Source organism: Streptomyces sp. NPDC003011 (genome assembly GCF_053591515.1).
The window spans coordinates 1-12,143 of the sequence record NZ_JBSFTY010000150.1 but is presented as its reverse complement, the minus strand read 5'-3'; the positions used below and the strand labels follow the sequence as shown (position 1 = coordinate 12,143).

Sequence of the window (12,143 nt, the reverse complement as noted above, 5' to 3'; positions counted from 1 at the left end):
CGCTGTGATGCGCCGGACGCGGGCGGGCAGTGGTGCGTTCGGCGGGACCCGCACGTCGTGCCGGTGGTGCTGCCCCGCGGCCGCGCAGGACGCACAGACGGACGGCGTGCCCGATAGCCCGAGCTGCGTTCCGCCGCGGGCTGGGCCGCCGGGAGGGCGGCGCCAATCTCAGTCCGGCCGGGTGGACCGTCGGCGTACCGCTGCAGGAGCGCCTCGAAGCCGTCGTCCTGGACGAAACCAAACGGGCGGCGGCAGGAGTACGCCGACACCCGGAGCGTGTTCTTCCTGGGGTCGCTTGTTGGGGGGCGCACCGGGGTGGGAGGCTTGTGGAGATCGTCGTCCTGACCGGGTCCCGCCGAGGGGCCGGGATGGGCGGGTCGCGCTGGTGTCGTTCCTTCGGGCTGAGTCCTGTGGTCCCCGGTGGCAGGTGTATCGATCCGCGGGCCCTTTTCGGGCTTGCCCTTGCAGGGGATAGGTCATGACGAACGAGTTGGATAACGGCGGCCCTGGCCTGCGGCGGCGGATATGACGGCGCAGGATCTGGCGCGGGCGCTGACCGGGCTGCTGGACGCCAGCCACACGGCGCCGTTCGAGCAGCTGCCCCGCCTGCTCGATACCGCGGCGAGGCAGGCCGGTACGGGCGGGGCCCGGCTGTTCGTGGCGGATCTCCAGGAGGAGGTGCTGCGCGAGGTCACCGGGATCGGCCTGAACGCCGGCGAAAGTGGCGAGGAGTACCGGATCGAGGGCACGTTGCCGGGCCGCGCCTACCAGATCACCGAGGTCACCACACCGGCCCGCGGCGGGGCGTGCTGGGTGCCGGTACTGGACGGCATTGAACGCCTGGGAGTCCTGCACGTCGAACCCGGCTCCGACGACGGGGGCAGACCCGATGAGGAGGTGATGCGGGCGCTGGCATCGACGGCCGGGCTACTGCTGGTCTCCAAACGGGCCAACAGCGACTCCCACGCCCGGCTGACCCGAACCCGGCCGATGGGCGTGCCGGCGGAACTGCAGTGGAGCATGATGCCGCCGCGGACCTTCGCCGACCAGCGGGCCACCGTCAGCGCCTTCATGGAACCGGCCTACCAGGTGGCCGGGGACGCCTTCGAGTACGCGGTGGCCGGCGACACCCTGCACCTGGCGGTCTTCGACGCCATGGGCCACGACACCTCCGCGGGCCTGACAGCCGCTCTCGCGATGGCCACCTGCCGCAGCCACCGCCGCGCCGGCGCCACCATCCCCGAAGCCAGCAGAGCCATCGAGGACACCCTGATCGAGCAGTTCGGGCACAGCCGCTACGCCACCGGCATCCTCGCGGACCTTGAGCTGGACACCGGCAGATTCAGCTGGGTCAACCGCGGCCACCTGCTGCCGGTACTGATCCGCGGCGGCCGCTGGGCCACCACACTGCGCTGCCCGCCGGCCGGGCCGATGGGCAGCGGATTCAATCTGCCGATCAAACAGTGCACCGAGCAACTGGAGCCCGGTGACCGGCTACTGCTCTTCACCGACGGCATCACCGAAGCCCGCGACCGTGACGGCCAGGAGTTCGGCGTGGAGCGTTTCACCGACTTCATCATCCGCCACCATGCCGACAACCTGCCTGTCGCGGAAACCCTGCGCCGCCTCATGCACGCCGTCCTGGACTACCACCAGGGACGACTGGCCGACGACGCCACCGTCCTGTTCTGCGAATGGCACGGCGACACCGGCGCGAACGCAGCCTGAGAGCTGAGCCGGCCGAGCGCCGAGACGCGCGGAGGCGGACGGCTGGGTCGGACGCCGCGCACAGGCCGGTCCGGGCAGCAAAGCGGAAACTCGCCGTGGATGTGCTGGGCCTGATCATCGGTGTGGTGATCCTCGCCACGCGAGCGCGCACGACAACGAGGCCGGCATCGCCCTGCTGGACCAGGCGGCCGAGCGGTGCGGGGCGCCCGGAAAAGGTCCTGGTCGACCAGGGTTTCAAAGACGCCGTGATCATCCACGGGGCGGTGAAGGACATCACCGTCGAGGTGGTCCCCAGCCACCCGACGACGAAGGCAAGGGCTTCGTCCGGCAACCGAAGCGGTGGGTGGTCGAGCAGGTCAACGGCACCCTCATGCTGCACCGGCGCCTCGCCCGCGGCTACGACCACCGACCCGACAACGCGGCCTCCCGCGTCTACTGGGCCTCCACCGCCGGCATGCTCCGCCGCCTCACCACCTCTGCCCCCGCCTGGCGGGACGACGTGGAGCTGGCCGTGTGAACGTCAGCGGACTCCTGCGGCTGCTTCAGGCCGAACACGATGAGACCGCAGCCCGCGCCGACAGCCTGCGCGAGCAGATCGAGCGGCTCACCACCGCCCTCGCCGAGACCGAAGCCCGCCTGGCCGAGCTCGCCGCCACCCGCGAGGACATCGACGGCCTCGCCCCTCCCAACCACGCAACGGCCCCCGCGGAAACCGCCATCGCCACCGTCCCCCAGCGCATCGTGACCACGTTCAACGAGCACTTCGGGAAGGTGTTCCGCGTCCGCGATCTGCACGAACACCTCGGCCTGCCCACCGACGAACCCTCGATCAACGTCACCCGCTCCCGCCTCGGACGACTCGTCCGCCAGGGACTCCTCGAACAACCCGGACGTGGCCGCTATCAGAAAAGGACGTAACGCCCTCTGAGCGGGAACAGTTGAGCAGGGGCAGCGGAGCTGCCGTACCGCGTGGTGCCGGCGTCGGTTCGGCGATGGCGCAGCGGGCCCTCGCACCGCTCGGCGCTCGGTGAGTCACTGGGCGTCGGTTCGACGAGGGCCCGCTGCGGGCAGTCGCTCAGGGGCGTTGCCCCACTCGGTCCACTACGGCGTGGGCGGCCACGTACGACCACTGCTCGTAGGTCGTGGGTGCTTGCTTCTCCTTGCGCTGGTCACGCGTGCCCAGGTACTGGTACGTCTTCGCGTCGAAGATCAGCACCTGTTTGCCGTCCGCCCAGGGAGTCCCGGGCGGGCCCACGTACTGGATGCCGATGCCGGCGCGGCCGTCCACGTCCGTCCGGCCGGGCAGCACCCTGACTCCCGGGACGGTGGCGAGGGCTTCGAACGCGGCGGGGCGCAGTCCCTTCGGCAGGACCGGGGTGCGGAGCAGGCCGGAGAGGAAGGTGTGGACCATCGGCCAGTCGTCGGCCTTCATCGGCCGACCGTAGTCCGGCTTCCCGCTCACGTCGCGCAAGGCGATCGACAGCTTGTCCGGATCGGTGGGCAGCTGCTTCAGCTGCGACCACCTGCGCGGTGGCCAGCTGCGTGCACCGGACTGGTCCGGCGGGACCCACTGGGTGTGACCCAGCTCGCTGACGTAGGACCTCTTGGAGCCGTCGACCGAGTTCCAGCTCTCGTCGACGTACGTCTTGCTCCGCCCGCCGCCGACTGGGGTTTCCTCGATGATCTCCTTGGTGTAGATGAACTGGTCGTCGCGCGGCGCGATCGGTGTCTCGAGCCTGCGTTCCTCGGCCGCCGCCCCCAGAAGCACGGTGGTCGCGCTCACCGGCCGGGGGGACGGCGAGGTCCCCGGGTCGTCGGTGATCACCACGGTCGTGGCGACCGCAGCCGCAGCGACACCGGCCACCGCCATCCGCAGCAGCGGACGGCGGCGAACGGGCGCGGGAGCGGCGGGAGTCCGCATCGCCTGCTGCAGGCGCAGACGGGCTCGGGCGCGGACGTCGTCCGCCAGAGGCGGCGCGTCCCCGTCCCACTCCCTCAGGAGTTTGAGGTCATTCATCGTCGGATTCCTCTCGGAGAGCTGTTGGATCGGATCCGCCCAGTGCCTCACGAACCTTTCTGCGAGCCCGGTGCAGCCGCGACCGGACCGTCCCCACCGGCACTCCGAGGGCGCGGGAGACCTCCTCGTAGCCGAGGTCGGCCCAGGCGACCAGCAGCAGCACGTCCCGGTGCCGGGCGGGCAACCTGCCCAGAGCGCCCGCCAGTTGGCGGCCCAGCGCCTGGGCGCTGACCCGCGCTGCCACCCGGTCCGCGACCGTCTCCTCGGCCTGGTCGCCAAGGGCTGCCGAAGGCAGCCGTCCGAGCGCCTTCAACCGCCGGGCCTCGGCGCGCCGGTGGCGTCCTATGAGGTTGGTCGCGATACCGAACAGCCACGGCCGGGCGTCGGCCAACTCGGTGTTGTACCGGAATCGCTGCTGGAACGCGGTGGTGAAGGTCTCCGCCATCACGTCCTCGGCCACTTCGGCACCGAGCCGACGCGCCGCGTATCGGTGCACCGAGTCCGCGTGGCGGTCGAAGAGCACGGCGAACGCCTCGGGCTCATCCCACGACCGTTCGACCACCGAGGCGTCACTGTCCTGCCCCATCCTGACGCCTGGTTCGACGGTCATCGGGGCTCCTTTCGTTGATACGAACGCTCTGAAGACTTGGGCTTTCACCTGTACTTCGCCGCTCGCGGGAATCCGGTTCCCCATGGTGTGACCTCACGCGTCGGGGCAGGAGAGGCAGCCGACTCGACTGGAGCCACGTTGCCGGCGTGGTCGACGGCTGCCCCGGGCGTCAGGGGGTTCCCCCGAGTTCGGCGTGGCACTGCTCAGCCGGTCGGCGGTCGCACGCAGCACCGTGTCCCCGGCCGCATGGCTCAACCGCGATGTCCTCGTCATCGTCCAGGTCGCCGTTCAGCGCGCGGAACAGGCAGGGTGACGGTGTAGGCGGGCACCCAGCCGTAGCCGGTGCCTCCTCCTGGTGGACGTCGTCGGCGGTGCGGTCGTCCTCGATCTGCTGGACGCCGGCCCTGTGCGAGCTGCCGTGTCCGCTCGGGGCAACGCGCCAGGACCTCCTTCAGGCCGGCGCGGTTTTCCTCGGTCAGGGTCGCGGGGTGCCGGGTGAGCCAGCCGGTCACCTGCCGCACCGTTGGCGGCCGGGGCGGCGCCCCGGATGGAGCCCCGCGCAAAGTGGCGACGTACGCGCGGACCATGCCGTAGGTGACAGGAGCTTGCTCGGCCATCAGCTCGCTGTGAAGTCGAGTGACGCTCGTGCATCCCTCGGCGGATCGCCGTTCCAAGCAGGGCTTGTAGGGGTCCAGTCTGCTGGGCCGGGGCTGGTTCTCGCGGATGGTGTCCTGCCAGCGGGCGGCGCTCGCGAATCGGAGCGCGGTGTTGAGGCCCCAGCCTCACCGGTAGTAGGGCTGGCGGGCCAGCCCGAGCACCCGGCACGTCACCGCCGCCGGCACCCGGTAAGGGGCAGCGGCGGCGGCCAGCTCACGGACGAGCGGTGGGTTCGCCTACGACGGATACACCGCAGCCCTTCTGGGCACCTCGTTCTCCTGCTCCCGCAACCGGATCCGCTTGCGGTCCTCGCGCAGCTCGGCAGCTCACCCGGCGTTGTTGCGGGTCTGGCGCCCTCGTCGGTGTCGGCGCGGCGCAGCCACTTCGACCACGTGATCGGGTGGACGCCGGAGTCAGCGGCGATCTGTTCCAGCGTGACGCCGGGCTCGCGGTTGCGCGCGACCCGCACGACCGTCCTCGCGGAACTCCTACGGCTTGGGCACTCCCCCATCCTTCCAGGCCGCCTCGCAGCACGCCCGGTCAGGTGTCACCCAACCCTGCAGCAGTCCCCACCACCGCGAACCAGGAAGTTGCTCAGAGGGCTTGCGGAGTCGTACGAAGCTGAAGCCCGGCGGGAGGACCACACGGAGAGGCGAGGGTGCACCCAGACATGTGTCAGGACCGGTGGACGCGGTTCGTCACTAGGCTCGCGCTCGGTTTCGGCTGCAGAACGGTTGCAGCCCCGACCCGCAATGAAACCGACCTGCGCCCTTCCTACAGAGGTGACGATGATGACATCCAAGGTGCTCCGCCAGGCCGCCGCGACGGCCGCCGCTGCCGTGGCCCTCCTCATGCTCGGAGCCGTCGAGACCCAGGCCGCTACGGCGGCCAGCTCCAACGGCTGCCCGGACGGCGCCTTCTGCATCTATCCGCAGAACGCGGGCTTCAACAACAACGTCCCGTCGCACGTGTACTGGTCCCAAGGCGTGCACCCGCTCTACAACCAGTACGGCACCCACATGATCTACAACAACCAGACCGGTGGGTGGAAGGTCGACATCTGCGCCAACTCCAACGGTACCAACTGCTGGACGATCAACCAGGGTTACGCCAACGAGATCGACCTGACACAGGTCAACTCGGTGGTGCTCCACCCGTAACGCGGACCCTCGTACGGTGCCACCCCGCAGCGGAGGGCAGGCGTCGGGCCTTCCGGTCCATCACTGCTGAACCCAGGATGAACGAGCACAGCGTCTTCGAGGCCGAGCACGCCGACCACCCCGAGGCGGAGGCGGTGCTCGGCCTCGGGGCGACCCATGCTGTCAATGCCGGCGCGGGCTGCGACTGTGGCGCGGACTGTGTACAGCCGTCGTGTGGACCTCGCCGTTCGCACAGGACACACGCGGGTGCACGCGGCACCGGGGGCCCCGAGGGGCCCCCGTGGTCATGAATGGACGGTCAGCAGCTGTCCGTCCAGTTATGGGATGCGATGTTGTTGTCCACGGACTCGCCGTAGCCGTCCCACCAGGACCAGCCGTGGCTGAAGACCTCGCGTCCGAGTGACAGGTCCAACCACATGTCGCCGTTGCCGAGGCACGCGTACGCGGCGCTCTGGTCCTCGCCGTAGTACAGGTTGACGTCGTCGTAGCCGCCGGCGTATCCCCGGTTCTCCACCGAGGAAGCGAGGTTGCGCATCGCCGGGCACCCAGAGCCCGGATAGTCCCAGTTGCGGTTGGCCCCGCTCCAGGCACAATGTCCGCCGCCTCGGTAGGGGTCCATCCAGGCGTGGAGCTTGCCGTCTGCTGCGGCCGCGCTGACCGTGCGGGATTCCGCCGGTGTCGGTTCGGAGGCCTGTGCCATGGGAGCGCTGAATGCGACGGCCATCAGGGCGGCCGCGCCGGCGAGTGAAATGAGCTTGCTCATGTCCTGTTCCTCTCGTTGTCTGCTGTCGGGTTGATCAGCCGCGGCGGACGATGTCGCGGGCACGGCTGAGCGCCTTGTACTCGAGCAAGGCGCGGTTCTTCACCTCGGTGGAATGGTGGGAATCCATCTCCTGGCGATGCGTACGGCTCACCTTTCGAAGCGTTGCGGCCAAGCCCGTTGATTGTGCGCATGCGGCCTCGGTCTGAGCCGTGGAGAGCTCACCGGCCCTGGAGCGACGCGCGAAGTGTTCGCGTGTCTTTTGAGGCATGTCATAGGAGAGGCCCCGTTCATGCATGCAGGTGGCCCACTCCCGGGTTACGGGAACGAGCTTGGGATCGTGCACGACGGCCGCAGTGGCCGATCGGGCGAGGGCGTCGGTGACCTTCTTTGCTCGGTACCAGGCGCGCAGGTCGGTGTAGAGCACGCGTTGGGCGTCGGAGACGCATCCTTTGTCGCTGTGCCGGATCTTTCCCATCCCGGGGACGTCGGCTTCCAGCCCTTCCGGGGTCGGCCCGTTGAGTGCCGTGATCGCGGCCGCTTTGCGGTCAGTGGAGAGGCGGTCGAAGTAACGACGGTTGGGGTCGTTGCGGGCCGACGCCTCCCGGCGTTCCCGGATGCCGCGGCCGTAGCCGTTCGCGGCGGCCCACTGCTTGTCGTCGATGACGTACGGGAACAAGCGCTCCAGGGGTTCAGGGAGTTCCGGGGTGACCCAGAAGGAGAAACCCTCCTTTCGCATGCAGTCACGCGTGAGAATCTTCTCCGCCTGGGCCAGCATTTCTCGTTCCGCGACTGTGAGGTGTCGTGGCGGCTGCTGGCGTTGAGCTGCCTGCGAACCGTTAGGTGCGCAGGCGGTAGTCCATGCGGCCGCCATGGAAAGGAGGGTGGCAAGGAGTGGCACGAACGCCGCTCGGCCGGTGCGCCGTCGGCGCCGGTTGGGGCGGGAGGTCGTGCCGCTGTTGTCAGCGGTTTGCCGCGATGTGCGGTCAGGTGTTTTGTGCAGGCGAAGTTGCGCGGACATATGTGGTGGTCCCCCTGTGTCACCACCCCCGGTGGTTCGGGGGGAAGTCGCTTGACGGCGGGAATCAGCCGCGCTTTGGCAACGGTCTTTCGACTGATGACAGAGTGCTTTCCCCCGCGTACGACCGTCACGTTGATCAAGTGGCGGTGCATTGACTATCACATGGTCGACGCAGGTATGTCACTGAAGCCGGGGGGCTTCATGTCTGCTCATCGATAAGGATTTGGTTATAGCGGCAAGTCGAACCGTCGAAAGGGTTCACGGGAATGGGAGCGTCCCTGTCAAGGGAACCGAGCATCCATCAGCTTCGGCTCTACCTCGCACTGAGCGAGGAGCTGCACTTCGGAAATGCCGCCGCGCGCTTTTTCATCACTCAGCCGGCGCTCAGTCAGCAGATCAGGGAGCTGGAGAAGCGCTTAGGGGTACGCGTGATCGAGCGCACGAGTCGGACGATCGCCCTGACCGAGGAAGGGCGAGCCCTGCTTCCCGCAGCCAGTGCCGCGGTCGCGGCTGTCGATCGGCTCAAGGGCATCGCCGGTGCGCAGCAGCGACAGATCTCCGGGCGAGTCATCGTGGGAACCATCGGCGCTGAGGCGTCAATGGCGCACACCCGCGCAGTGCTGGGTCTACTCAGAGATCGCCACCCGCAGATGATCCTGCGTCTGGTGAACCTCAGTTTCGGTGATCACATGGCGGCGCTGGCACAAAGGGAGGTCGATGTGGTTTTCCTCCGTCCTCCGGTGACGGACGACATAGAACTGCACCACCTGGCCACCGAACCACGCGTGGCCTGCCTGTCAGCCGACCACCCATTGGCAGCCTCGCCCCACCTCACGCTGGCCCAATTTTCCGACATCCCGGTGGTCGACATGCCTGAGCAGGTCCCACGGCTGTGGTGGGACTTCTGGGCGGTTGACCCCCGTCCCGACGGCAGTCGCGTTCGATACGGTCCAGTGGTCACCGACATGGAATCGTTGATGCACACGGTGGCCACCGGAGAAGCAATGTGCTTTCTGCCGGCAGCCGCCCGCGATTACTTCCCACGCCCGGGCATCGCATACGTCACGGTGGTCGACCTCCCGCCCTCGACATCCGCTCTCGCCTGGTTTCGCCAAAGGCGTTCCGAACCCACGATCAGAGCCGTCCGGAATGCTGCGCAACAAGTCACCACCAGAGCTGAGGTCGGCCAGACCGACGACCAGCCATCTGCCCTAGCGGGCTGACTCCGGTCGGTGAGGCTGATCGATGCGAAGAATGTGTGGGGCACGTCGAAGCGGGTCCGCTGACCGTCGGCTAACGCGCTTCGGCTCAGACACAGAGCCGAGGCGCGTGACGGAGGTTGAACTCGTGGTGTCGTAGGGGCCAAGGGCTGGCCGTCGGCCGCGGTATCAGCGGAGGCACGCGGTATCCACAAGAGGGCGGGCTGACCGCCGAACGTCAGCAGTTCTTGATCCCTGGATCGGCGGCAACCGATCTGATCGTTGCCCCGGGTCGTGACTGGTACAGCGCGACCGCGTCCGCCTTGAGCTGCGGCGGATAGTTCTTCATGACCACGAGATGTCCGTTCTCAGGTCCTCAGGTCATCGGGATCCAGTGTCTCGTGTGTCCAACATCAGGGGTCAAGGCTTTCCATCGCATGGCGGCACTACACCGTCCTGCCAGCTGACCGGCAAACCCTGACGGCCCACGACCGGAAAGACCACCGCGCTGGTCTCCGCCCTGCCCGAACACCGAAAATTGCGTCGGCCACCCGACAACACTTCCCCCTCGACGACTCCCCATCGCCCCCACCAAGACAGCGAAATCAGATCGCTGACGAGACGTCTGGCCGACCGCGCCTACGGATGCGTGTCCGTGATCGCGATGACCTCGTCGAGGCGGTCCAGGGCGGCCTGCAGGTCGTCGATCTTGGCCTGGATGCGCTCGCGCTCGACTCGCAGCATGGCTCGTTGCTCGGCGTCGGTGTGCCCAAAGTCCCAGCACGGAAGGAGTTCGGTGATCCTTCGGCTGGTCAGGCCGGCGGCGAACATCTGCTGGAAAAAGCGGATCAGGGGGATGGCGTCCTGCCGGTACAGGCGCTGGCCGGACGGGCTGCGCTCCGGGATGAGCAGCCCTTGCTGCTCGTAGTAGCGCACGGCACGCACCGAGACGCCGGCACCCCGTGCCACCTCGCCGATGCGGATCACAACGGCTGCACTGCTCCCCTGATCCGTGTGCCGCACCGAGAGAGTGTGCCCCGAAGCGGGGGTGTAGCGGTCTCCACCCCCGTGGTGTAGGCCGCTACACCGTCGCCCGGCTCTCGGTCGCCTAGCGTGGGCGTATGTGGAAAGCGATGTGGCAGGCCTGGCGGGCCACGGTCCACCTGGCCCTCGCCGCTGTGATGGCCTTCGAGCTGTATCTCTTCGTCACGGTTCTGCTGATCACCGCCACCGGCACGCTCGCGGTGGTCGGAGCGTGGCTGCTGCCGGAGACGGTGCTGCTCATCCGCCGCATCGCCGGCGCCAAGCGGCAGATGACGGCCGCGTGGACGGGCCGGCAGATCCCCGGGGCATACCAGGCCCTCACCGGTCCGCTGCGGCGGCGGCTGCGCATCGCGGTCCACGACCCCGGGACCCGTACCGATCTGCTCTGGATGCTCGCCTCGTACCTCTACGGTGCTCTGATTTTCCTCGCACTGCCGCTGTGGCCTCTCGGGCTGGTCGTCGACGGGGTGTGGTGCGGTGTGCTGCGCCGCGAAGCCGTCGTCCTTCCGCTGATCACCCGGCTCGCCGACCTGGAGGCGCGCTGGTCGCAGGCCCTGCTCAGGCCCTCCCCCGGGGCGCTGCTCGTCGCCCGGGTCAAGGAACTGGCCGCCACGCGCGCCGACGCGATCGCCGCGCATGAGGCCGAGCTGCGCCGCATCGAACGGGACTTGCACGATGGCGCCCAGGCCCGCCTGGTGGCCCTGTCCATGCGCATCGGCCTGGCGCAACGCGCCTTCGACCACGATCCCGACACCGCTCGCAAGCTGCTCGCCGACGCCCAGGACCATGCCCAGGAGGCCCTGGCCGAGCTACGGCACGTGGTGCGCGGCATCCACTCGCCGATCCTCACCGACCGCGGTCTGGTCGGCGCCGTGCGGGCGCTGGCGGCCAGCAGCGGGCTGGAGGTGACCGTGGAGGTCCTGGGCGGTCTGGAGGAAGGACCGCGGCCCCCGGCGGCGGTGGAGGCGGCCGCGTACTTCGCGGTGGCCGAAGCGTTGACCAACGCGGCCAAGCACAGCGGCGGCCGCCGGGCTACCGTTCGTCTGGAACGCCTGCGTGACGGGCTGCGGGCGGTCGTCCGGGACGAGGGCACGGGCGGCGTGGACGAACACGGCGGCTCCGGCCTGCTGGGCATCCGCCGCCGCGTCGCCGCCCTCGACGGCACGGTCACCGTGACCAGCCCCGCCGGGGGCCCGACCGAGATCGAAGTGGAGCTGCCGTGCGTGTGGTGATCGTCGAGGACAATGCCCTGCTCAGAGAGGGGCTCGTCCTGCTGCTGGACTCGGCCGGGCACGAGGTGGTGGCCGTCGCGGGCAGCGGGCCGGAGATCCTGCCCGCGCTGTTCGAGCACCGCCCGGACATCGCCGTGCTGGACGTGCGGATGCCGCCGCACTTCCGCGACGAGGGCCTGCGCGCCGCCCGCGAGGCGCGGGAGAGGATTCCGGGACTGCCGGTCCTGGTCCTGTCCCAGTACGTCGAGGAGTCGTACGCGGCCGAGCTGCTGAGCGGCGGAGCGAGAGGGGTCGGTTACCTGCTGAAGGACCGCGTGGGGCGGGTCGACGAGTTCCTGGACGCGCTGGAGCGGGTCGCCGCGGGCGGCACCGCCCTGGACCCGGAAGTCGTCACCGAGTTGCTCACCCGCCGTCGGGACACGCCGGTCGACTCCCTCACCCCGCGCGAAGGCGAGGTGCTGAAGCTCATGGGCGGAGGGCCACGACAACGCCACCATCGCCAAGACGCTCGTCGTGACCGAGCGCGCGGTGCACAAGCACATCGGCAATGTGTTCCTGAAGCTGGGCCTGCCGCCCAGTGACAGCGGGCACCGCCGAGTGCTCGCCGTGCTCGCCTACCTCAACAGCCCTCAGGGCAGCCACTCCTGACGTGCAACGGCCGCCGCGGCGTCGGCGAGATCCTCCCGCGCGACCGCCGCCAGGGCAACCTCCCCGA

10 protein-coding genes and 2 pseudogenes are annotated in these 12,143 nt (G+C 69.0%); 7 read left to right on the top strand and 5 right to left on the bottom strand.

Annotated features, from left to right (window positions below; translation table 11 throughout):
* Positions 1-525 precede the first annotated feature (525 nt).
* From ACWD0J_RS40105 to ACWD0J_RS40095, 3 genes and pseudogenes are all read left to right on the top strand, one after another.
* Positions 526-1,728: a PP2C family protein-serine/threonine phosphatase gene (locus ACWD0J_RS40105; RefSeq protein WP_451500799.1), complete on the top strand. Its 1,203-nt coding sequence runs from the start codon at positions 526-528 to the stop codon at positions 1,726-1,728.
* Positions 1,729-1,760: 32 nt separating this feature from the next.
* Positions 1,761-2,245, top strand: a pseudogene (locus ACWD0J_RS40100) (transposase); the annotation flags it as partial.
* Positions 2,242-2,646, top strand: a complete 405-nt coding sequence (locus tag ACWD0J_RS40095) for a type IV toxin-antitoxin system AbiEi family antitoxin domain-containing protein (protein ID WP_451500798.1) — start codon at positions 2,242-2,244, stop codon at positions 2,644-2,646. The pseudogene ACWD0J_RS40100 and the gene ACWD0J_RS40095, both read left to right, overlap by 4 nt.
* A 157-nt stretch (positions 2,647-2,803) precedes the next feature.
* Here the strand turns inward: ACWD0J_RS40095 and ACWD0J_RS40090 are convergent, their stop codons facing one another.
* Positions 2,804-3,745, bottom strand: coding sequence for a CU044_5270 family protein (locus ACWD0J_RS40090; RefSeq protein WP_451500797.1), 942 nt, complete (start codon positions 3,743-3,745; stop codon positions 2,804-2,806).
* Complete coding sequence (locus ACWD0J_RS40085; RefSeq protein WP_451500796.1) at positions 3,738-4,355, bottom strand: RNA polymerase sigma factor; 618 nt, start codon at positions 4,353-4,355, stop codon at positions 3,738-3,740. The genes ACWD0J_RS40090 and ACWD0J_RS40085 overlap by 8 nt, the downstream gene beginning before the upstream one ends.
* 1,445 nt (positions 4,356-5,800) lie before the next feature.
* Between ACWD0J_RS40085 and ACWD0J_RS40080 the strand changes: the two genes are divergently transcribed.
* Positions 5,801-6,172, top strand: a complete 372-nt coding sequence (locus tag ACWD0J_RS40080; RefSeq protein ID WP_451500795.1) for a hypothetical protein — start codon at positions 5,801-5,803, stop codon at positions 6,170-6,172.
* A gap of 298 nt (positions 6,173-6,470) precedes the next feature.
* Here ACWD0J_RS40080 and ACWD0J_RS40075 read toward each other — a convergent pair whose 3' ends face one another.
* Positions 6,471-6,935, bottom strand: coding sequence for a hypothetical protein (locus ACWD0J_RS40075; RefSeq protein WP_451500794.1), 465 nt, complete (start codon positions 6,933-6,935; stop codon positions 6,471-6,473).
* Between the two features lie 34 nt (positions 6,936-6,969).
* Positions 6,970-7,710: a hypothetical protein gene (locus tag ACWD0J_RS40070; protein ID WP_451500793.1), complete on the bottom strand. Its 741-nt coding sequence runs from the start codon at positions 7,708-7,710 to the stop codon at positions 6,970-6,972.
* A 509-nt stretch (positions 7,711-8,219) separates the two neighbouring features.
* Between ACWD0J_RS40070 and ACWD0J_RS40065 the strand changes: the two genes are divergently transcribed.
* Positions 8,220-9,176, top strand: a complete 957-nt coding sequence (locus tag ACWD0J_RS40065) for a LysR family transcriptional regulator (protein ID WP_451500792.1) — start codon at positions 8,220-8,222, stop codon at positions 9,174-9,176.
* Positions 9,177-9,791: 615 nt separating this feature from the next.
* Here the strand turns inward: ACWD0J_RS40065 and ACWD0J_RS40060 are convergent.
* On the bottom strand, positions 9,792-10,175 hold the full coding sequence (locus ACWD0J_RS40060; protein WP_451500791.1) for a MerR family transcriptional regulator: 384 nt from the start codon (positions 10,173-10,175) through the stop codon (positions 9,792-9,794).
* A gap of 98 nt (positions 10,176-10,273) precedes the next feature.
* On the opposite strand from ACWD0J_RS40060, the gene ACWD0J_RS40055 reads away from it, so the two are divergent.
* Positions 10,274-11,428, top strand: a complete 1,155-nt coding sequence (locus ACWD0J_RS40055; protein WP_451500790.1) for a histidine kinase — start codon at positions 10,274-10,276, stop codon at positions 11,426-11,428.
* A pseudogene (locus tag ACWD0J_RS40050) lies at positions 11,416-12,076 on the top strand (response regulator). The gene ACWD0J_RS40055 and the pseudogene ACWD0J_RS40050 overlap by 13 nt, the downstream one beginning before the upstream one ends.
* The last annotated feature ends 67 nt before the right edge of the window (positions 12,077-12,143 follow it).